This window comes from uncultured Ligilactobacillus sp., from assembly GCF_948826705.1.
In the GTDB taxonomy this organism is placed as follows: Bacteria; Bacillota; Bacilli; order Lactobacillales; family Lactobacillaceae; genus Ligilactobacillus.
Genome location: NZ_CAQLEL010000014.1, coordinates 1 through 21,377, shown reverse-complemented (window position 1 = coordinate 21,377; position 21,377 = coordinate 1). Strand labels below are relative to the sequence as shown.

20 protein-coding genes and 1 riboswitch are annotated in these 21,377 nt (G+C 38.4%); of the genes, 14 read left to right on the top strand and 6 right to left on the bottom strand.

Features of this window, described 5'->3' with window-relative positions; genetic code table 11:
* From Q9Q35_RS01240 to Q9Q35_RS01225, 4 genes are all read left to right on the top strand, one after another.
* Positions 1-601: YveK family protein (locus tag Q9Q35_RS01240; protein ID WP_304651788.1), on the top strand; the 601-nt coding region annotated here is incomplete at its 5' end.
* Positions 602-607: 6 nt separating this feature from the next.
* A complete protein-coding gene (locus Q9Q35_RS01235; RefSeq protein WP_304651787.1) occupies positions 608-1,336 on the top strand; it encodes a CpsD/CapB family tyrosine-protein kinase in 729 nt (242 codons plus the stop codon).
* 36 nt (positions 1,337-1,372) lie between these two features.
* A complete protein-coding gene (locus Q9Q35_RS01230; RefSeq protein ID WP_304651786.1) occupies positions 1,373-2,149 on the top strand; it encodes a tyrosine-protein phosphatase in 777 nt (258 codons plus the stop codon).
* A 36-nt stretch (positions 2,150-2,185) separates the two neighbouring features.
* Positions 2,186-2,836, top strand: a complete 651-nt coding sequence (locus Q9Q35_RS01225) for a sugar transferase (RefSeq protein ID WP_304651789.1) — start codon at positions 2,186-2,188, stop codon at positions 2,834-2,836.
* A 465-nt stretch (positions 2,837-3,301) separates the two neighbouring features.
* Here the strand turns inward: Q9Q35_RS01225 and Q9Q35_RS01220 are convergent, their stop codons facing one another.
* From Q9Q35_RS01220 to Q9Q35_RS01210, 3 genes are read right to left on the bottom strand one after another with little or no spacing between them, the layout of a single operon-like run.
* On the bottom strand, positions 3,302-4,114 hold the full coding sequence (locus Q9Q35_RS01220; RefSeq protein ID WP_304651785.1) for a transporter substrate-binding domain-containing protein: 813 nt from the start codon (positions 4,112-4,114) through the stop codon (positions 3,302-3,304).
* 15 nt (positions 4,115-4,129) lie between these two features.
* On the bottom strand, positions 4,130-4,876 hold the full coding sequence (locus tag Q9Q35_RS01215; RefSeq protein WP_304651784.1) for an amino acid ABC transporter ATP-binding protein: 747 nt from the start codon (positions 4,874-4,876) through the stop codon (positions 4,130-4,132).
* Between the two features lie 13 nt (positions 4,877-4,889).
* Positions 4,890-5,588, bottom strand: coding sequence for an amino acid ABC transporter permease (locus tag Q9Q35_RS01210; RefSeq protein WP_010690249.1), 699 nt, complete (start codon positions 5,586-5,588; stop codon positions 4,890-4,892).
* Positions 5,589-5,797: 209 nt separating this feature from the next.
* On the opposite strand from Q9Q35_RS01210, the gene Q9Q35_RS01205 reads away from it, so the two are divergent.
* The 7 genes from Q9Q35_RS01205 (at position 5,798) to Q9Q35_RS01175 (ending at position 11,424) form a co-directional block, all read left to right on the top strand.
* Positions 5,798-6,214, top strand: coding sequence for a helix-turn-helix domain-containing protein (locus Q9Q35_RS01205; protein WP_004050903.1), 417 nt, complete (start codon positions 5,798-5,800; stop codon positions 6,212-6,214).
* Positions 6,201-7,043, top strand: a complete 843-nt coding sequence (locus Q9Q35_RS01200; protein WP_304651783.1) for a YitT family protein — start codon at positions 6,201-6,203, stop codon at positions 7,041-7,043. The genes Q9Q35_RS01205 and Q9Q35_RS01200 overlap by 14 nt, the downstream gene beginning before the upstream one ends.
* A gap of 394 nt (positions 7,044-7,437) precedes the next feature.
* Complete coding sequence (gene nhaC / locus Q9Q35_RS01195) at positions 7,438-8,811, top strand: Na+/H+ antiporter NhaC (protein WP_304651782.1); 1,374 nt, start codon at positions 7,438-7,440, stop codon at positions 8,809-8,811.
* Between the two features lie 85 nt (positions 8,812-8,896).
* Entirely contained in the window at positions 8,897-9,625 is a 729-nt protein-coding gene (locus Q9Q35_RS01190) for a TerC family protein (RefSeq protein WP_304651781.1), read from the top strand.
* Between the two features lie 11 nt (positions 9,626-9,636).
* A complete protein-coding gene (locus tag Q9Q35_RS01185) occupies positions 9,637-10,161 on the top strand; it encodes a GNAT family N-acetyltransferase (RefSeq protein ID WP_304651780.1) in 525 nt (174 codons plus the stop codon).
* Between the two features lie 21 nt (positions 10,162-10,182).
* The gene (gene trxA / locus Q9Q35_RS01180; protein WP_304651779.1) at positions 10,183-10,494 is read left to right on the top strand and encodes a thioredoxin; all 312 of its coding nucleotides are present in this window, start codon (positions 10,183-10,185) and stop codon (positions 10,492-10,494) included.
* A gap of 81 nt (positions 10,495-10,575) precedes the next feature.
* A complete protein-coding gene (locus tag Q9Q35_RS01175) occupies positions 10,576-11,424 on the top strand; it encodes a DegV family protein (RefSeq protein WP_304651778.1) in 849 nt (282 codons plus the stop codon).
* Positions 11,425-11,575: 151 nt separating this feature from the next.
* On the opposite strand, the gene Q9Q35_RS01170 is transcribed toward Q9Q35_RS01175, so the two are convergent.
* From Q9Q35_RS01170 to Q9Q35_RS01160, 3 genes are read right to left on the bottom strand one after another with little or no spacing between them, the layout of a single operon-like run.
* Positions 11,576-12,340, bottom strand: coding sequence for a 3-oxoacyl-ACP reductase (locus tag Q9Q35_RS01170; protein ID WP_304651777.1), 765 nt, complete (start codon positions 12,338-12,340; stop codon positions 11,576-11,578).
* Positions 12,340-12,567, bottom strand: coding sequence for a DUF2829 domain-containing protein (locus Q9Q35_RS01165; RefSeq protein ID WP_304651776.1), 228 nt, complete (start codon positions 12,565-12,567; stop codon positions 12,340-12,342). Before Q9Q35_RS01165 ends, Q9Q35_RS01170 begins: the two co-directional genes overlap by 1 nt.
* A 13-nt stretch (positions 12,568-12,580) precedes the next feature.
* Entirely contained in the window at positions 12,581-13,069 is a 489-nt protein-coding gene (locus tag Q9Q35_RS01160) for a QueT transporter family protein (RefSeq protein ID WP_304651775.1), read from the bottom strand.
* A 6-nt stretch (positions 13,070-13,075) separates the two neighbouring features.
* A riboswitch (PreQ1 riboswitch) is annotated at positions 13,076-13,123 on the bottom strand.
* Positions 13,124-13,255: 132 nt separating this feature from the next.
* Between Q9Q35_RS01160 and Q9Q35_RS01155 the strand changes: the two genes are divergently transcribed.
* From Q9Q35_RS01155 to Q9Q35_RS01145, 3 genes are all read left to right on the top strand, one after another.
* Positions 13,256-15,700 carry a GH25 family lysozyme gene (locus tag Q9Q35_RS01155; protein ID WP_304651774.1) on the top strand — a complete coding sequence of 815 codons (2,445 nt, stop codon included), beginning with the start codon at positions 13,256-13,258 and terminating at the stop codon, positions 15,698-15,700.
* Positions 15,701-15,716: 16 nt separating this feature from the next.
* On the top strand, positions 15,717-20,639 hold the full coding sequence (locus Q9Q35_RS01150) for a glycoside hydrolase family 70 protein (protein WP_304651773.1): 4,923 nt from the start codon (positions 15,717-15,719) through the stop codon (positions 20,637-20,639).
* A gap of 84 nt (positions 20,640-20,723) precedes the next feature.
* Positions 20,724-21,377, top strand: a 654-nt coding sequence (locus Q9Q35_RS01145) for a KxYKxGKxW signal peptide domain-containing protein (protein WP_370648865.1), incomplete at its 3' end; no start/stop codon positions are given.

The window sequence follows — 21,377 nt, the reverse complement described above, 5'->3', positions numbered from 1 at the left end:
TTTGGTCAATCAAAAATCAAGCGATATTCAGACTCAATTGAACGTTCAACAAGCCGACTTGCAAGCTATTAATACATATAAGGATGTTTTGAAGAAGCCAATTATTTTAAGTGATGTGTTAAAACAACTGCGTGAAAAGGATAACTATCAGGGAAATTTAGAAGATTTACAAAGTTCATTGAATATTACCAATGAAACTAATTCACAGGTTGTTACAGTTACTGCTAAAGCTGAAAATCCATATATAGCCAAGGATATAGCAAATATGGTAGGAGAAGTTTTCACTAATAAAATAAAAAAATTGATGCAAGTAAATAACGTTACTATTGTATCTGATGCACGGTTAAATACAACACCTGTTTCACCTAATAGAAAATTGATAATAATAGTCGGAACGATCCTAGGCTTATTTATAGGAATTATAATTGGTTTGATCAAAGAATTAACAAATACCAAGATAAGTGATATGTCTTATTTGACAGATGAATTAGGTCTTACTAACTTAGGGACTGTGTACCATATCGATAACAAGAATAAGGCACTTAGAGTAGTCAATATAATTACTGGTAAGACTGAAAATAGTTCACACAATAGGGTTTAGGAGGCTATGAAGTTGTTAAAAAAGCACAAACATTTAGAGACAAATAGTATGGATCAAGGGGTAAAGATGATAACGGTCTCTGCTCCTTCATCAGTAAATACAGAACAATTCAATACTATAAGAACGAATATTGAATTTTCAAATGTAGATGTCACTACGAAATCGATTGTTATGACATCAGCAACAGCATCGGAGGGAAAATCTACTGTAGCAGCTAATTTAGCGGTATCATTTGCACGCCAAGGGAAAAAAGTACTCTTAGTAGATGCTGATTTACGGCGACCAACGATCAATGCAACATTCAGTATCAAAAATCCAGTTGGCCTCACTAATTTTTTGACAGAACATAGTATTTCAGCAAACGATATCTTTTATAAGACATCTGTTGATAATCTTTATATTATTCCTAGTGGTCCAATACCACCCAATCCTTCAGAATTGATTGGCTCAAAACGGATGGAGAGCCTGATCGTAGCATTGCAAGATGCATTTGATCTTATTATCTATGATGCACCACCAGTATTATCTGTGACAGATGCACAGATCTTAGCTACAAAGGTCGATGGAACAATATTAGTTGTTCGTGAAAATAAAGCTGAAAAAGAAGCTGTGAAACAGGCTGTTAGTTTGATACGTCATGTCCATGCTAAGATAATTGGAACTGTACTAAATGATGTAGATGGTGGAGCAACTGGTTACTATGGATATTATGGATATTATGGTAAAGAAAACTAATATCATTTTATTTAAATGACTGGAGGGGAAAATCAAATGCACTTTGAAAAAATTGTAGATCTACATTGTCATATTTTACCTAGCATTGATGATGGTTCACCTGATATGGAACATTCACTTGCATTGGCAAAAGAAGCAGTAAGAGACGGTGTGACTCATATATTGGCAACCCCACATCATCTAGATAATACGTATGTAAATCATAAAAATGATGTGATCAAGTTAGCACGGGAGTTTCAAGAAGAATTAGATTTACGTAAAATTGATCTTAAAATTTTTCCAAGTCAAGAAGTTCATCTCAATGGGGATTTATTACACAAGTATGAAGATCTCTTGGGGGCTGACGAGAAAAAGAACTATATGTTACTAGAGTTTCCGCACGCAAATGTTCCAGCGTATGCCAGACGTATAATTTTTGAATTGCAAAAATTAGGAACTACACCTATTATTGTACATCCTGAGCGAAATCGAGAAATTCAAAGTAATTTAAATTTACTATATGAATTTATTCAACAAGGTGCATTGGCTCAATTAACAGCAACTAGTTATATTGGCGGATTTGGAGAACATGTAGCGGATATTTCACGTAAATTAGTTGAACATAGACTGGTTCAAATAGTTGCTTCAGATGCACATACATTAAAGGGAAGAGATTTTGTTCTACGTGAAGCATTAGAGCAATTAGCTAAAGATCACGGAGATGATATGGCATATGAATTCGAAAAAAATGCAGAAAACATCTTGAATGGTTCTAATGTAATTGCGGCAGGATATAGGAAATTTGAGAAGAAAAGGCGGTTTCTTTTCTTTTAAAATACGAGGAGGGATCGAAAAGCATTGGAAAATAAGATGACAGCAAAAAATATAGTTCTTGATAAAAAGGCAGTAGAGCATCAGTATGCATATATGTTTTTTAAACGTGTTTTTGATATCATTCTTAGTGCAGTTGGTTTGCTAGTATTAGCTATTCCATGTTTGATCATCGCATTATTTATTTTTGCTTGTGATCGAGGACCTGTTTTTTACACACAAGAACGAGTAGGAAAAGACGGAAAAAAATTTATGATCTATAAATTTAGATCAATGTACGTGAATGCAGATACATTACTTGAAAAATTAAAAGAAAAAAATGAAGTTACTGGACCGATGTTTAAAATGAAAAATGATCCTAGAGTTACATCCGTTGGTCGCTTTTTACGTAAAACTAGTTTAGATGAGTTGCCACAATTGTGGAATGTTTTACGCGGGGATATGAGTTTAGTAGGTCCAAGACCACCGTTACCAAGTGAAGTCAGGGAATATAGTGACTATGACAAACAACGCTTATGGGTGATCCCTGGATGTACAGGACTATGGCAGGCGACAGAACGTAATAATGTAGGTTTTTCAGAGATGGTAGATTTAGACTTGACATATATTCAGCATAGAAGTTTGTTGTTAGATGCTAAGATAATTCTATTGACCTTTTTGATGATAGTTCACCCAAAAGGTGCGTATTAATTATAATTATCGATCAGAATCAATTTGAATTATGCAAAAATAAATAATTTTAAGAAGTTCTATGAAATTCATGTAGTTTTCATAGGCTTTTTTGTGTTTTACCAAAAAAACGGTAATCTTCAACAAAAATATCACACTATAATGGTTAAAAATATTTTAAGGGTAATTTTTGATATTGCGTTTACATTATGAGCGTAGTATCATTTAAATATAAATAAATTAACTTAACAGGTTGTGTAGTTAGTTTATACAATATATATCCTCTATTTCCCCGTGTTTGTCGCTGGTTCCGATGGCTGGGGATTTTTTTATTTACGCTATGACAGCGGTATCGTAGAGTGATTTTTTCTAATTATTGTAAACTATCTTTTGAAAAATATGAGCGGTCCAAATTTTTAAGTGAGCCGTTTCTAATCACAAAAAAGCCCTTGTCCATCGGGAGGACAAGGGCTTTTACTAAATTAACTATTTCGTAATGTCGCCACCGACATATTTTTCCGAAAGTTTTTTCAGTGTGCCATCTTTACGCAACTTATCGAGGGCTTTATTGACACTGTTTTGAAGTGATTTATCTTTTTTAGACATCAAAGCACCGATCTTAGCTGGATCTTCTTCTTTAGAGACGTCAGTTGCTTTGAGCCCTTTAGTTGAGTGGTCTTTTTTGTAGGCATACCAAGCAGACATCGAGTTGATCGCACCTTTTGCACGATCTTGTTTGATCAGATCAAGGGAAGTCGTAAAGTCTGATGAAGGAACGACACTTGCTTTATATTTTTTGGCGACCAATGCGTTATCTGTACCAGTACCAGCAGCGATCTTTTGTCCTTTTAGCTGGCTTAATTTGGTCAAGTCAGTGCCCTTTTTAGTGATCAAAGCAAAGTGTGAATAGATATAAGGTTTTGAGAAGCGGTATTTTTCTTTCCGTTCTTTAGTGATCGTTACGTTGTTCAAGACGACATCGTATTTACCCGTGTCAAGACCTGCGATCAAACCATCCCATTTAGTAGGAACAAATTTAGCTTTGAGTCCCATTTCCTTGGCGAGTTGCTTACCCAATTCGACTTCAAAACCGGTCAATTTACCGTCTTTACGGTAAGAATATGGAGCAAATGTTCCTTCCAATCCAATGGTCAAAGTTCCTTTTTCCTTTAATTCTTTAGTCGTTTGTGCTGGAAGCTTTTCAGCAGCTGAAATATGTTGGGGCTTTACGGCGTTCAAGGCAAAAGTCAAGCCTAGGACACCTGCGACAGCTAAGATATTTTTAAATGTTTTTTTCATGATAAATTCCTTTCGTTAATTCAAGTTATCTAATGTCATCGCACTGATGAAATCCTTGATCCGTGGATCTTTTGAATTGAAAAAGTCATCTTTTGATCCTGAGAAATTGATCTGCCCGTCTTCGATAAAGAGGACCTTATCTGAAACGTGGCGCGCAAATTCCAGATTATGGGTCACGATGATCAGTGATTGTTTTTCGGTTGCTAATTCTAAGAGTACTTTTAAAACTTCGAGCTCTAACTCAGGATCAAGCGCACTCGTTGGCTCATCTAAGAGAATGTAACGCGGGCGCATCGCAAGTGAACGGGCGATCGCAACACGTTGAGCTTGACCACCTGAGAGTTGGTTAGGATAGGCATCGGCTTTTTGTTTGAGTCCGACTTTATCCAATAGTTCTAAAGCGCGTTTTTTAGCAGTCTGCTTGTCTTCTTTTAAGACGTGGACTGGTCCTTCCATGACGTTTTTTAAGACCGTCAAATGTGGAAAGAGATTGTAGTCTTGAAAGACCATTTCGGTTTTTTGGCGGACTGCTAAGGTTTCTTTTTTAGTGATCTTTTTGGCAAAATCAAGCTCGATCCCATCACAATCATAGGTCCCGCTCTCAGGTCGTTCAAGTAAGTTCAATGAACGTAATAGCGTCGATTTACCCGAACCAGAGGGGCCCACTAAGACCGTTGTTTCATGATCGTTAAATTCAGTTGTGATATTTTTGAGCGCAGTTTGTGTGCCAAAAGTTTTAGTTACATTTTTAAGTCTCAACATAAATTATGCCTCCCTATACTTGGGGCTTGAGGTAACGAGTCGTCACCTTTTCAAGCCAACTTTGAACAAACGATAATATTGTACATAAAATCGCGTATAGAGCGGCCACCGTACAGTACATTACTAAAGGTTGGTAATTTTCGGCTGCAATCTGTTGACTGACTTCAAACATTTCAACGATCGTGATCGTCGAAGCAAGTGAAGTATCTTTGACTAAGCCGATAAAACTATTTGACAGCGGCGGTAACGAGACGCGCGCTGCTTGTGGAATGATGATCCTAAAGAGTGTCTGGAAGCGTGTCATCCCGATCGCTTGGGCTGCCTCCCATTGCCCCTTAGGAATGGATTCGATGGCTGCTCGGATCGTTTCAGAGGCATAAGCGCCAGTATTTAACGTAAAGACGATGATGCCTGCTGTAAATGGTTCGAGCTTGATCCCGTCAGGAAAGACGCCCTTGATCGTCAAATATGGAAGTCCGAAATAGACGATAAATAATTGAACGATCAAAGGAGTGCTGCGGAAAAGCCACACATAGAATCTAAAAATTGCTTTGATAATCAAAAATGGACCTTTAGTTTGTGAAATACGGATCAAAGCCGTGATCAAAGCCAACACGAGCCCTAGGGCAAACGAGATGACTGCGAGCGGGATCGTATATTTGATCCCCGCACTGATCAGTTCCGGCAACGATGACCAAACTGTGTGCCACATTTTATCCACCACCTTTAAAAATAATGTACTTTTAGTAAGTTAAGACCACTTAAATTGTACGTGGTTTCAACTAAATAAGCAATAGTAAAAGCCTAATTACTTAAAATAAGTTATTTTTGGTAAAAAGATAACTATAGTTCCGTTCCTCTTTCCCCGATAAGCTCAATTAATGTTAAAATTAAGATAACTAAACAAAAGTGGGTGATCAGATGTTTCCAGAAAGACTACGGGCCTTAAGACTAGGGGCAGGGCTATCGTTAAGCGAATTAGCACAAGCACTGAACCAAATGGAGGTCTCATACAGCAAACGCAACAAAACGATCTCACAGATCGGAAAATGGGAGCGAGGTACGACCACACCATCCTATCTGGAAGTTTTGCAGTTAGCACAATATTTTCAGGTGTCACTAGATTATTTAAGTGGGCGTTCTTTTGACAATTATGATCTTAATGAGTTATTTGCTTCCAATGCGCAATTATCATTTCAACAACAAAAACTGACAGCTAAGACACGTGGTGAGATCTATGCCTTGATCAAGGGTTATTTGAATCAGCCAACTGCTACAAAACAAACGACTGAAGAGATCAGCTTAGATTTAGGATGGGACCACATTGAAGATAAATAGAACTGTTATTAAAAATATTGCTTTAAATTTTATTGGTGCGCTCGTCTATGCGTTAGCGATCAACTCCTTTTTGATCCCGAGCAAGTTAGGCGAAGGTGGCGTGACGGGCTTGATGACGATCTTTTATTACTGGATCGGTTTTCCCCCAGCACTGACGAACCTGATCTTAAATGGGATCTTATTATTTGTGGGCTGGAAGATGTTGAGTAAACAGACGGTGTTATACACGATCGTGGCGATCGCTAGTATCTCTTTTTGGCTCAAACTAACTAGTCAGATCCATTTTAAGCTCCACGATCCTTTAGTTGCAGCTATCATTGGTGGTGTTTTGATGGGGATCGCAATGGGCATTATCATGAAAGGCGAAGGCACTACGGCGGGCAGTACGATCTTGGCTAAGATAATGAATAAATACTTTGGGATCAAGACTGGTTCAGCGATGCTAGGTTTTGATCTGATGGTAGCGATCCCGTCATTTGTTTTGATCGGTTTTGAAAATATGCTCCTGACGATCATTGAATTATACATTTCAGCAGTAGTTTTAAACAAGATGTTAGAAGCATTTATTGCGAAACGAGCTTTTACGATCATTTCAGACAAAAGCGAAATGATCGCTCAGGCGTTATCAAACCTCAACCAAACAGGGATCACGTTACTGGATGGTCATGGCTATGTCAGTGGGCAACCAAAAAAGATCATCTATTGTGTTTGTGAAGCCAAGCTACAAGTCAAAGTCATGGATAAGATCGCGCAGATCGATCCCAATGCCTTTGTGGTCTTAGACGAGGTCAGAAGCGCCTATGGCAACAACTTGATTAAATTATTATAAAAATTAGTTGACATTGCTCTAATATGTTTGTATTATGAATAGCAACAGAAGTCGTAGAAGTAGTCCTATCATCTGGGAGTCAGAAAGCTGGCGGTCGATGCGAGCCAGTCAGGGTGGTAGGTACCAAATATAGACGACGTGATTCTGAACGGCAGACCGGACCGTTATCGCGCCGGTGAAAGTGAAGTGAGTTTTATTACTTGCTTAAGCTGGGTGGTACCACGGTTTATTTAAGTCGTCCCTTTTTTAGTTAAGGGGCGACTTTTTTTGTGGTCAGTCAAGAGAATTTAGGAGGGAAATTTATGCACAAATGTGGTGGACTTTTGCGCTATTTACATAACGAGAGGAAATTAAGGCAATGTAGATAATTTTAGATTTGGGGGAATAATTTAGGATGAAAAAGATAAATTTTAGTGAAGCAATTATTATTTTAGTTTTGATGTTAGCCATTTTAGGGACTGGAGTCATCGGATTTGGTCTTTCGCCACAATTGCCAGTCTTATTTGTTATCGCCTTGCTCATTGCTTGGGCAAAGGTCAAAAAGGCTACTTGGGATGATGTTCATGAAGGGATCACAGAAGGGATCACGACAGCGATCATTCCGATCTTTATCTTCTTATTGATCGGGACTTTGATCGCGGTTTGGATCAAAGCAGGTATCATTCCAGCCTTGATGGTCTTTGGCTTTAGTAGCTTGAGTGTTAAATTTTTTGTTCCATCGGCCTTTATCGTGTGTTCGTTGGTCGGGTTATCGATTGGGAGTGGTTTTACTACGATCTCAACGGTCGGGATCGCGATCTTAGGAATGGGGATGACGATGGGCTTAGATCCAGCTTTAGTAGCGGGTGCGATCTTATCAGGTGCGATCTTTGGCGATAAGATGTCGCCTTTGTCTGATTCGACCAACTTGGCTTCAGCAGTGGCAGGTTCTGAACTTTTTGCCCACATTAAAAATATGATGTGGACAACGATCCCAGCCTTTTTGATCTCTCTAGTTGGCTTTTTAGCCCTCGGACATGCTAGCAAAGCACCAGATATGACACGGGTCAATGAAACGATCAATATTTTAAATCAACATTTTACGATCAATTGGTGGGCTAGTTTACCGATCATCTTGATGTTTGTCTGTGCATGGTGCAAGATCCCAGCGATCCCGACTTTGTTTATCAACATTTTTGTTTCAACGGTGATGATCTTTATCAATGATCCACATTTTACGATCAAACAGTTAGCTAGCTTAGTGGAGACAGGGTTTGTTGCACAAACAAAAAATGCCGACGTAAACGCATTATTGACTCGTGGCGGGATCTCCAACATGATGGGGACAGTATCATTGATCATCATGACATTGGCTTTAGGTGGACTTTTGATGAAATTTGGGATCGTTGCAGCTGCGATGGATCCATTAGCTAAAAAGTTAAATACACCAGGCAAATTAGTTACTGTGACGATCTGTTCTGGGATCGCGATCAACTTATTTGTTGGGGAACAATACCTCTCTGTGATCTTGCCAGGCCGTGCATTTAAGGGGGCATTTGAACGTTTGAAACTCGATCCGTTGAGTTTGAGTCGGGTCTTAGAAGATGGCGGAAGTGTTATCAATTACTTGATCCCATGGGGCGTGGCCGGTTCATTTGCGGCTTCGACATTAGGTGTCTCGGTCTTAGCTTTTCTACCATTTACTTTCTTTAGTTTGTTGTGTCCAGCCTTTTCGATCTTAAGTGGGATCACGGGTATTGGTCTGAAATGGCAAAAAAAGTCAGCATAGAAGTTAATTGATTTTACAAAATTTTTCGCGATGTGCTAGGATAAAAGACGGAAGAACAAATTAATAGAGAAAGCGAAGAGAAAAAGTGGATATCTTAACTAAATTATATGGCCCTTTTTTTGATGTAAACAACTGGAAAACGGTGATCGAATCTGGTGAAGACTGGATGATCATTTTCTCCTTAGTTTTGATCGAATGTCTATTGTCCGTCGATAATGCGATCGTGTTAGCGGCCCAGACCCAAAAGCTACCCGATAAAAAGCAACAAGAAAAATCCCTTTTCTATGGTCTTTGGGGCGCTTATATCTTCCGCTTTGCCTTGATCGGGGTCGGATCTTATCTGATCCACTTCTGGGAGATCAAAGTGCTGGGGGCAGGTTATCTGATGTATCTATCGCTCAACCACTTTTATCGGATGAAGTATCCAGAGCGTGCTAAGCGGAAAAAAGGTAAAAATAAAAAACCGATCTTGCCGTTGTTTTGGTCGGTCGTGATCTCGATCGAATTGATGGATATCGTCTTTTCGATCGATTCGATCTTAGCTTCGTTAGCGATCTCGCCTAATCCAGTTATCGTCTTGATCGGGGGCTTGATCGGGATCTTATGTATGCGGGGGATCGCAGAAGTTATCATGCGCCTGATCGATATCGTGCCTGAACTTGAAGTGATGGCATACTTTTTGATCGGTCTGATCTCGATCAAATTATTCTTAACGATCCCAATGATCGATATCGAGATCCCAGCAGCTGCTTTTGGGATCGTGGTCTTGGCATCAGTCGTGGTGACTTTGATCGTGCATAAAGTTAGAAATTAAGAGGAAGTTACATGTTATTACAGCGGTTAGATTTTTTATTGCCGTACACGGTCAAACGCTTGACCTCAGCTGATGTAGATGAGATCTTGGCTTTACAAGCTAAACATTTAGAATACCATCAGCACTATCAAACAGATCAAGTGACTAAAGAAGATATTTTAGCTGAATTAGAAACATTGCCACCAAAAGCTTTACCCGAGCAAAAGTTTTATCTGGGCTTTTATGCTAAAGACGAGTTAGTAGTTCTAGTAGATCTGGTTTTAGATCATCCAAAAGCTAATTGTGCTTGGTTAGGGCTAGTGATGACCGAAAAGACAAAGTTACGTCAGCACTATGCCACTAGAGTTTTGACAGCACTTAGAGCTGCGTTGAAGCGTGAAGGCTACAAAGAGTTGATGACTTCATCAGCCTTATCAGATGTGAATGCGCAAGCCTTTTTGAATGCACAGGGATTTGAACAAGGAATGGTGACTTGGGTATATGATCCTAAACTAGGTCGTGATATACAAGTCATTCTTCGCGGGATCGAGTTATAATTAGATATTTGAGGTGATGATTTGAACTCAGAGACATTTGCACAAAAAACGGCCAAGGGTTTGGTCTTAGTTGATTTTTATGCCGACTGGTGCGGGCCTTGTAAGCTACTTGAGCCGGTATTAGAGACTTTAGAGCAAGAATTTGGAGACCAGATCAAATTTGTCAAAGTCGATGTCCAACAAGCCCAAGATCTGGCTGTGGCTAATAATGTGATGAGCATTCCAACAATGTTATTATTCGTTGATGGAGTTGCAAAAGAAAAATTGACGGGTTATAAGCATTTGACGGATATGCGTCAATATTTGACCAGTAAGCTCGAACAATATAGTTAGATCAAAGAGGCTGCAAAAACTTGTGGCCTCTTTTGTGATAGAATAATAGTAATTACTTTTTACAATAGGTGTCTTAATAAAATGAAAATAGCGATTTTAACGGATAGCTCAGCTGTGATCGATGCTGATGCTGCCGCGAATTTAGATGTAAAAATATTAGCTCTACCGTTACTTTTGGGACAAAAGGTATATTATGAAGGGCAAGATCTCCATGATGGAGAACTTTTTGACCTAGTGAATGACTCTAAAGAAACACTAAATATTGCTTCAGTTTCGCGAAAAACGCTCGCCCAGCAGATGCAAATACTAGCTGATGCTGGCTATACTGACGTGATCTGTATTTATTTAGCCAATGGGATCAATGCTTTAGATGAGAATCTACGGGCATACGCTAAATCAGAAGTTAGGGCATTGAATGTGCACTTGTTTGATTCACATACGACAGGGCTAGCTCAGACAAAATTAGTGCGTCAGGCGGCCAAACTAGTCAAAGCAGGTGAAGATGTCACCCAGATCTTAGCTGAGTTAAGTGTGATGCGTGATAAGACGCAGACCATTGTGATCGATGATATTCGTAATTTACGTAAAACGGGTTATGTCTCAAATGGGACTCCGGCCGTTGGCAATGCTTTATTACACTTAAAGACGCTACTGGAATTCACAGATGATGGTAAATTAGCGGTCTTGGATACGAGTGTCCGAATGAAAAAGGCATATCATAAGGTGCTTGAACAGATCAATGGTAGTGGACAAGTAGTGACCGATCTCATGTTGATGTGTGATGAAGCATCAGCTGAAACGGCCAATAAGTGGTTACAAAAATTTCAAACTGATCTTCCAGATACAAAACTTGAGATCACACGGCTCAAACCTTCGATCAGAGCGCATGTGGGCGAAAAGAGCCTTTTAGTCAGTTGGATCTATGCTTAATGAATGAAACAATGCGGTCAGTGCCGTATGTATAATAAGGGCCCATCACGATGGATCGTATCGTGGTGGGCCTTTGTTGCATTGTGGTCTAGCTAGATATATATTTTGATAGTTTTTGCAAAAAAATCCCTGACACTGAGGGACTTAAAAGTTATTTACCAACGCTCCAGCCACCATCGATCTGCATGACTGAGCCGTGGATATAATCGGCGACTGGACTGGCTAAAAAGAGACTCAGTTCAGCCACTTCACTAGGCTCAGCCCAACGTTTAGCCGGAGTGTTTTGGGCGACTTCTTTTGCCATCGTAGCATCGCCTAAAAAATCGGCTTGATTCATCGGGGTCTTGATCGCTCCAGGGGCAATGCAGTTGGCCCGAATACCTTTGGCTGCGTAGTCAAAAGATAATTGCTTGGTATAGCCGATGATCGCATGTTTGCTGGCGGTGTAAGCTGCCCCGCCACCACCTGCGATCAAGCCAGCGATCGAAGCCATATTGATGATCACGCCATGTTTTTGAGCCAACATCATCGGTAAGAGCGCATTGGTCAATAAAAAGATGCTCTTTAGATTCGTGTCAAAGATGTTATCCCAAAGCTCTTCAGTCGTTTCTAGGCTAGGTGTATAAGCATCTAAGATCCCAGCCGTGTTGAGTAAGATATCGACACGGTCGGTGTGATCGAAAATAAATTCCACCAAGTGTGTGATAGCAATTTTTTCACGGATATCACAAGGATAAAAGAAAAAATTAGTGGGATAGGTCTGTTTGAGCTCAGTTAGAGCAATATTTTCAGCCAGATCTGTGCCAAAAAAAGTGCAACCTTGCGCTAAAAATGCTTTAGCTTGAGCAAGTCCGATCCCAGAAGCCACGCCAGTTCCAACGACAACTTGTCCAGTTAATTTAGGATAATGTGTCATTAGTCCACCAATTCCCAATCAGTCGCTAAAACATCACATGAAGTTGGCATAAATTGTGAAAGTGATGGTTCTTCTTTAGTTTTGATCATAAGATAATGGTTGATCTTTTCGCCGTTTAAAGTGTCATCTTTAACAACAAAGATATATTCTTCACTTGCCCCCCAACCAACAGTCCGGACGGCTTTTTTTCCAGCTTTTAAAGCGGGTAATACTTCTTCAAATGTCATCTAAAATACCTCGTTATTCTGTTAGATCGATCGCTTTGCTTAAGAAATAGACTAAAATTGCACCGAGAGTCATTGAAATAAATTCGCCGATCCCGACAGAAAGATAAGTTGCCCAAAATGGTAAGTCACTTACATAGTGTAATTCTAAGGCTACGCTCCAAGACATCAGTGAGCATATAATGACACAGATGGTCAACTTAAGTGGCACCAAACTGATCTTGCGTGTTGCCCAGTAGCTAAGAGTAGTCATCACTAAAGTCCCTAAAGTACCAAAGATCACATCGATGATCCCTAAGGGCGATTGGAGATTAGCGAGCGCACAGCCTAAAGTTACAGCCCAGATATAACGCTTGTTAAAAACGCTCAAATTATTGAACAATTCTGAAAAGCGCAGTTGGACAGCACCAAAGCTCAATGGGTTGATCAATGTAAAAGCGACATATAAAGCTGCGACCATCCCAGCCTTAGCTAGCTGGATAGTTCGAGTATGTGTTTTTGTCATAAAATGTCTCTCCTAGTTTTTTATTACGGTGGGATGTTTGCGAACCACCAATGATAGTATAGGTAGAATTTATGAAAAATGCAAACTTTGATATATAAAATTCCATGTCTTACTGCTATAATAAAGAAGTGTTTAAAAGTGTTTATTTTCATTAAAGGATTTTGATTTTCTGAAAGGGTGACAGAAATGGAGTACAGGCGGAAGAAAAGGGTATTAGCCAGTTATCGCAAAATGAATAAGCGAAAGCTTTGGCTAGCTTCTGGTATGACAATGATGGCGATCTCGACAGGGATGTATGCAACACAAAACGTTAAAGCCGATCAAGTGAGTGTAGAAGCACAAAATACACAGCAAGTAGCCACAGATAAGGATAGTAGTAACATATCAAATACGCAAAATGATCAGACTGCTGTACAACTAGAACAGAATGTATCTGAACGAAAAGATGTGCAAAAAGATAGTTCTGATACAAGTGATCAAGCACAAGTTGGATTAAATGATACAGCTCAGGCAGACACTGTCAATGATACTGATCAAGTACAGGATAAAGTTGAAAATTCGGCGGATAATTCAGTAGCTGATCCAAATACTACCCAAGAATTACAATTGAAAACTGATGAAAAGCAAGTAAATGAAAATGTGGCTGAAAATGCCCAAGAACAGCGACTTCAGGTCAATAAAGTTACAACTAAAATGCAAACACCGGATGCTATATACATAGGGGATAGTCAGTATACCCGTGGAGATGCTATTGACGTAGCATCATACCAATCTTGGTTAAATCAAGATGACTTCAATAAATTGAATCAACTGGGGATCAAAGCTGTTGTTGTTAAATTGACAGAAGGTCAAAGTTATGTGAATCCTGCAGCTACTAAGCAAATAAATTATGCTAAAAATGCGGGCTTAACAGTGTCTGTCTACCATTATGCGAGATTTAATGATGCTACCACGGGTTATGCTGAAGGCCAACATGTAGTAAATACGATGGAAAATCTAGGCTTAGGTCAAGATACATTGATCTTTGCGGATATGGAAGATAAGAGTACCTATAGTAACGATGTGAGTGGCAATCTAAATAGTTTTTGGAATGCTCTGTCGACAGCAGGATTTAATAATCATGCTGTTTATACAGGTGGAGGCTATCCCTACCATGAAGATGCGATCGCAACTGTTGGACGAGCGAAGACTTGGTGGTCACAATATCCTTTTGTACCAATCAATAATGGTTATTATGAAAATGAATGGCGGAACTTAGGATACGGTGCTTGGCAATTTTCATCAACTGCTTATTTGCCAGGGCGCGAAAATATGGGGGCATTAGATCTTTCGATCGATTTTAATGGTTTATTCTCAAAATCGGATACAGCTGAGAAACCTGTTACTCAACAAGTTTTTAAAGATGGACACTGGTATTTGATCGATCAAAAAACGGGTCAATATCTAACAGGTATTCAACCGATAACTGATCAAAATAAGGTAGTTTACTATAATGCTGTTGGTCAAATGCAATATGGACAACAGGAGATAGATGGACATTGGTATTTATTTGATCAAGTTACAGGTGCCATGCAGTATGGCTTCCAAAGCTTAACTCCATATGGTCAGGATAAGACTGTTTATTATGCCAATAACGGTCAAATGCAATATGGGCAACAAAAGATAGATGGTTACTGGTATAACTTTGATACTACTGATGGTGCCATGAAAACAGGACTTGTACAGATCCCAGAGCAAAATAAGACAGTCTACTATGCCAACAATGGCCGAATGCAATACGGTTGGCAATGGGTGAATAATGCTACACGTTATTTTGATACATTCAACGGTGCGATGGTCACAGGCCAGCAAAAGATCAATGGACACTGGTATTTGTTTGATAACAATGGTGCAATGCAACGTGGCTTCCAAAACCTTAAAGCTTATGGTGACGATAAGACGGTTTACTATAACCAAGATGGTTGGATGCTTTATGGATGGCAAGGGATCGATAATGTTCCATATTATTTTGACACATTCAACGGTGCAATGATGACCGGCGAACGTTATCTTAACGGACATTGGTATTTATTCAATGATAAAGGTCAAATGCAGCGTGGTTTCCAAAAAGTAATGGAAAATGGTAAAGAAAAGACGGTTTACTATAACTATGACGGTTGGCGTCTCTATGGTTGGCAGGGAATTGATAATGTTCCATACTATTTTGATAAATCAACTGGTGCAATGATGACTGGTGAACGTTATATCAATGGACATTGGTATTTATTCAATGATAAAGGTCAAATGCAACGTGGTTTCCAAAAAGTAATGGAAAATGGTAAAGAAAAAACGGTTTACTATAACTATGACGGTTGGATGCTTTACGGTTGGCAAGGGATCGATGACGTTCCATATTATTTTGACACATTCAACGGTGCAATGATGACCGGCGAACGTTATATCAATGGACATTGGTATTTATTCAATGATAAAGGTCAAATGCAACGTGGTTTCCAAAAAGTAATGGAAAATGGTAAGGAAAAAACGGTTTACTATAATTACGACGGTTGGATGCTCTATGGTTGGCAAATGATCGATGGCAAGCGTTATTACTTTGATACCTTTAATGGTGCATTATTAAAAGAAGAATAGGAGTATATGAATAAAAATGTTTGAGAAAAAATTACACTACAAGATGTATAAAGCTGGTAAGCATTGGGTATTTGCAGCAATTGCAGTAGGAATTTTTGGATTTGCTAGTACGACCAATGCTTTAGCAGATGAAACAAGTAGTAGCAATGAGGCCCAAACAGAACAAATATTAAATAATAACGAATCAACTGATACTACAATAGATGTTTCTAATGAGGAAAAAACAGACGAAGTTAAACTTACTGTACAAGATTCAAAAGTGGCTTTAAATGAAGAAACAACAGCTACTGAAAATAAAGATACAGCTACACAGACTGTGAACTCTTCTGAACAAAATACAACAATAGCTGATGATAAAAGTACCGTAGCTGATACAGCACAAGTTAAGACAGCTGAAAATAAATATACACAAGAAAATGTAAACGGAAATTGGTACCTCAAAGATGAACAAGGAAACTATTTGACTGGTTTTCAAGAGATAAAGGACCAAAATAAGACGGTTTATTATAATCCAGACAGTAAGCAAATGGTCTACGGGCAACAAAATATTGATGGAAATTGGTATTTATTTGACACGTTCGATGGTGCGATGCAAACTGGTCTACAATATATTCGTGATCAAAAGAAACTAGCTTACTACAATGAACAAGGTCAAATGCAGTATGGTACAGTTGAGATCGATGGTCAAAAATATCAAGCTGATACTTTTGATGGTGCTATTAAAGGCAAAGGTCAAACTAAGATCGCTGATAATTGGTATTTATTCGATGATGCTGGGCAAGTGGTCGATGGCTGGCAATGGATCAATGATCAAGGAAAAACCGTCTATTACAGTCCTAAGACAGCACAAATGGTTCATGGTCAACAAAATATCAGTGGTCACTGGTACCTATTCGATAAAACTACTGGCGCAATGCAACGTGGTTTTCAAAATTTGAAGGATTATGGTGACGATAAGACTGTTTATTATAATCAAGATGGCTGGATGCTTTATGGCCAACAAAAAATCGAAAATAAATGGTACAATTTTGACACCTTTAATGGTGCAATGAAGACAGGATTTGTAAAGATCCCTGAGCAAAATAAGACAGTTTATTATGCTCCAAATGGTCAAATGCAATATGGTTGGCAATGGATCGATAATGCAACGCGTTATTTTGATACCTTTAACGGAGAAATGGCTACGGGGCAAAAACTTATTACAGGTCACTGGTATCTATTTGATGATAATGGTGCAATGCAACGCGGTCTCCAAAATCTCAAAGACTATGGTGATGAAAAAACGGTTTATTATAACCAGGATGGTTGGATGCTCTATGGTTGGCAATGGGTAAATAATGCCACTCATTACTTTGATACTTTTAACGGTGCGATGACTACGGGGCAAAAGAAGATCAATGGTCACTGGTATCTATTTGATAATGACGGTGCAATGCAACGTGGTATTCAATATATTCCAGAAGATAATAAATTAGTCTACTATAATCAAGATGGCTGGATGCTTTATGGTAAACAAAATATCAATGGAGTAGATCATAATTTTAATACCTTCAATGGAGCTTTAGAGGCTAGAGGCCAAGTAAAAGTTGGAAATAATTGGTATCTATTTAATAATGCTGGAGCCATCCAGACAGGTTTCCAAGACCTTAAAGCATATGGTCAGGATAAAGTTGTTTACTATGATCCAAAAACAGCAGCAATGGTCTATGGTTATCAAAATATCGATGGTAATTGGTACCTATTTAGTCGTGCTAATGGTAGTATGCAACGTGGCCTTCAAAATGTTAATGGTGTTGACTTGTTATTTGACGAGAAAACAGGTGCTTTATTGACTGGTGTTCAAAATATCAAGGGTAGTAATTATTTTGTTGATAAGAGATCAGGGAATATCAAAAAGAATTTGGTAGTACTTGGTGCTGACAATAAATGGATGTATTTTGATGCCAAGACAGGTAAGGGAACAAATACTCTAGAAGACCAATATAAAAAAGGTGTCATCAGTGGTAATGTAGAGTTTATCACTAATAACGCAGCGTATTCCTTTGATGGTAATAGTTTTGAAAATATCAATGGATTTTTAACAGCTGATAGTTGGTATCGTCCAAAGTCTATCTTGAAGGATGGTAGTACTTGGACAGCTACAACAGAAAATGATCTACGTCCTCTGTTGATGACGTGGTGGCCAAATGAACAGATCAAGGCTAATTATCTAAACTATATGAAAGATAAGGGCTTCATCAATAATTCTGGGGCATATAGTGCTGAAAGTGATCCTAATTATATGGATTTTGCGGCTCAAGAAGTTCAAAGAAATATTGAACGAAAAATTGCTAAGGAAAATGATACAGCATGGTTGAGAGATCTGATAACTGATTTTATCAAGACACAAGATATCTGGAACGAGCAAAGTGAAGGGGTAAGTACTGAAGGCTTGCAAAAATTCCAAGGTGGCTTCTTGAAATATGTTAATAGTGAACTAACACCGTATGCTAACTCTGAATGGCGTAAACTAGGATACCAACCAACAATGTTGACGCAAAACAAAGTTGGAGCAGAGTTCTTGTTGGCTAATGATATTGATAACTCTAATCCTGTTGTTCAAGCTGAACAGTTGAACTGGTTACACTTCCTAATGAATTTTGGGACGATCACTGCCAATGATCCAAGTGCTAACTTTGATGGGATCCGTATCGATGCTGTAGATAATGTTGATGCAAGTTTATTGAGTATTGCTGGTGATTATTTCAAGGCTGCCTATAAAGTGGGTCAAAATGATGCAACAGCCAATAAACATATTTCTATCTTAGAAGATTGGAATGATAAAGATCCTGAATATGTAAATTCTATTGGTAACCCACAGTTGACGATGGATGATTACATCGTACAACAACTTAAATTTTCTTTAGGGCAGTCACCAGATAAAGTTGATAAAATGCAACGTTTCAAAGAATGGTATTTGGTGGATAGATCAAAAGACAATACTGAGAACACAGCTATTCCTAACTATTCATTTGTGCGTGCTCATGATGCGTCTGTACAAGAAGATATCTTGCAGTTGATCCAAGATACGACAGGAAAGCCATGGGGCGTATATACAAATGAAGAGTTACAACAAGGTCTAAAAGACTATATGGCAGATCAAAAACTGACCAATAAAAAATATAATCGCTACAATATTCCAAGTTCTTATGCTATTCTCTTAACGAATAAAGACACTATTCCACGTGTGTATTATGGAGATCTTTATTCAGATACTGGTAAATATATGGCAGAAAAATCGATCTACTTTGATGCGATCGATAACTTGTTGAAGACACGTACTAAGTATGTCGCTGGTGGTCAAACATTAGATGTAGATGATCATGATATTTTAACTAGTGTTCGTTTTGGTAAAGGTGCTTTAAATGCAACTGATAAAGGAACAAGTGAAACTCGGACTCAAGGTATGGGCTTGATCATCAGTAACAATAATAGTCTTAAACTAAATGATGGTGAAAAAGTCGTTCTACACATGGGTGCAGCACATAAGAATCAGGCATATCGTGCGGTGATGTTATCTTCTGCAGATGGTTTGATCAACTATACATCTGATGTAAATGCACCAGTTGTTTATACTAATAACGATGGTGATTTGATTTTTACAAATAAAGATGTTGTTGCAAATGGTAAAATTCAAGCCAATACCGCAATTAAAGGTGTTATGAACCCATATGTATCTGGTTATTTAGCTATGTGGGTCCCTGTTGGTGCTAGCGCAACTCAAGATGCACGGACAATAGCGTCAACTAAAACATCGACAGACGGGTCTGTTTTCCATTCTAATGCAGCCCTTGACTCAAATCTGATCTATGAAGGTTTCTCAAACTTCCAAGCCTTCCCAGAAAATGCAAGTGAAAATGCGAATGTTATCATTGCTCAAAATGTTGATCTTTTCAAGAGTTGGGGAGTTACAAGCTTCCAGTTAGCACCACAATATGTCTCCAGTCATGATGGTTCATTCTTGGATTCGATCATCGATAATGGGTATGCTTTCACTGATCGCTATGACCTTGCAATGAGTAAGAATAATAAATACGGTTCTCATCAAGATCTGATCAACGTATTAAAAGCTTTACATGCTGGTGGTATCCAAGTGATCGCTGACTGGGTACCAGATCAAATCTATAGTTTACCGGGCAAGGAAGTAGTATCAGTCGTACGATCAGATGAATTTGGCAAAAAAGTCGATGGTACCCAGATCGATAATACTTTATACGTTGTTAATACTATTGGTGGCGGACAATACCAAAAAGAATATGGTGGCCGTTATCTTGAAGAATTAAAACAAAAGTACCCTGAACTATTTAAGATAAAGCAACCTTCAACAGGAGCAACGATCGATCCTAGTGAAAAGATAACTGAGTGGTCAGCTAAATATCTAAATGGTACTAATATTTTGCATCGTGGGGCAGAATTTGTGTTACGCGATGGTGCTACTTACTTTAGAGTAGCTGAAACAAGTGAAGTATTTTTACCAAGTCAATTACGTGGTAAGATCACGAAGAATGGTTTCTGGAAAAATGATGCTGGGAAAGTTAACTACTACGATAGCGAAGGCGAAATTATGAAAAATGCTTTTGTAAAAGATGGTAAAAATAACTGGTATTATTTCGACAAAGATGGAAATATGGTAACAAATACTTCCTTAACGATCGATAGTGATGCTCAAGTGGCAGATTACTATTTCTTGAGTAATGGTATTTCTTTACGTGATGGTTTTGTTCAATTAGCTAATGGTGATGTTTATTACTATGACGTTAATGGACGTAAGTTGAAAAACGGTAAAGTAACAGTTAATAACGTCGAATACACTACCGATAAGAATGGTAAGATCATAGGTGAAAACGTTCTGAAAAAGTTAGATGAGATCGTTACAACTGGAAAAACAACTTTAATTTAAAGTTAAGGGGAATAACCTAAAAGTTGCATTCAACTTTTAGGTTATTTTTTTAGATATTTTACATGTAAAATATCCCTTGTTTTTATGGTTATTATCAGTATAATTTTATGTGTTGCGTATTTATTTTATGGTAGCAATAAATTGATAGAACGGAGAGAAAGAATGGATAATTTTGAAGTGAAGAAGCACTACAAAATGTATAAAGCAGGAAAAAATTGGGTAGTAGCTCCACTGATCACTGTAGGGGTCGTTACAGGGATCGCAATAGGGACATCGATATCCATGGCAGATGAAGTTAGTGTGAGCAATGAAGATGTTCAAGTAGCTCGATATGTAAAAAGTTTAAATTTTGACAATAATTCAGTTTCTAACGAAGATGAAATATTAAAAAATAATGATTATAACGATAAAAAAGAAATTGAAAAAACGGATGAAACAAAGGATGCTAATAATGATGAGAAGATAACAAATGAAACTGTGGCTCAAAGTAATGTATCTGGAGAACGATCTGTTACTGATAATACAGCTGATAAAGTTACTGGGGAACAAAAAATAGAGGGTCATTGGTATTTGTTTAATGATCAAGGCGAGGTACAACAAGGACTTCAAGATCTTCATTCGTACGGATCAGAAAAGCATGCTTACTATAATGAAGATGGGCAAATGCAATATGGTTGGCAACGAGTAAACGATGAAGCTCATTACTTTGACACATATGATGGAGCGATGGCAGTTGGT

Coding starts and splice junctions, on each gene's coding strand:
- Q9Q35_RS01160 (WP_304651775.1), bottom strand. CDS start 13,069: ATGACAAAAACACATACTCGAACTATCCAGCTAGCTAAGGCTGGGATG.
- Q9Q35_RS01215 (WP_304651784.1), bottom strand. CDS start 4,876: ATGTTGAGACTTAAAAATGTAACTAAAACTTTTGGCACACAAACTGCG.
- Q9Q35_RS01175 (WP_304651778.1), top strand. CDS start 10,576: ATGAAAATAGCGATTTTAACGGATAGCTCAGCTGTGATCGATGCTGAT.
- Q9Q35_RS01210 (WP_010690249.1), bottom strand. CDS start 5,588: ATGTGGCACACAGTTTGGTCATCGTTGCCGGAACTGATCAGTGCGGGG.
- Q9Q35_RS01225 (WP_304651789.1), top strand. CDS start 2,186: ATGACAGCAAAAAATATAGTTCTTGATAAAAAGGCAGTAGAGCATCAG.
- Q9Q35_RS01155 (WP_304651774.1), top strand. CDS start 13,256: ATGGAGTACAGGCGGAAGAAAAGGGTATTAGCCAGTTATCGCAAAATG.
- Q9Q35_RS01220 (WP_304651785.1), bottom strand. CDS start 4,114: ATGAAAAAAACATTTAAAAATATCTTAGCTGTCGCAGGTGTCCTAGGC.
- Q9Q35_RS01230 (WP_304651786.1), top strand. CDS start 1,373: ATGCACTTTGAAAAAATTGTAGATCTACATTGTCATATTTTACCTAGC.
- Q9Q35_RS01205 (WP_004050903.1), top strand. CDS start 5,798: ATGTTTCCAGAAAGACTACGGGCCTTAAGACTAGGGGCAGGGCTATCG.
- nhaC (WP_304651782.1), top strand. CDS start 7,438: ATGAAAAAGATAAATTTTAGTGAAGCAATTATTATTTTAGTTTTGATG.
- Q9Q35_RS01170 (WP_304651777.1), bottom strand. CDS start 12,340: ATGACACATTATCCTAAATTAACTGGACAAGTTGTCGTTGGAACTGGC.
- Q9Q35_RS01235 (WP_304651787.1), top strand. CDS start 608: ATGAAGTTGTTAAAAAAGCACAAACATTTAGAGACAAATAGTATGGAT.
- Q9Q35_RS01165 (WP_304651776.1), bottom strand. CDS start 12,567: ATGACATTTGAAGAAGTATTACCCGCTTTAAAAGCTGGAAAAAAAGCC.
- Q9Q35_RS01185 (WP_304651780.1), top strand. CDS start 9,637: ATGTTATTACAGCGGTTAGATTTTTTATTGCCGTACACGGTCAAACGC.
- Q9Q35_RS01150 (WP_304651773.1), top strand. CDS start 15,717: ATGTTTGAGAAAAAATTACACTACAAGATGTATAAAGCTGGTAAGCAT.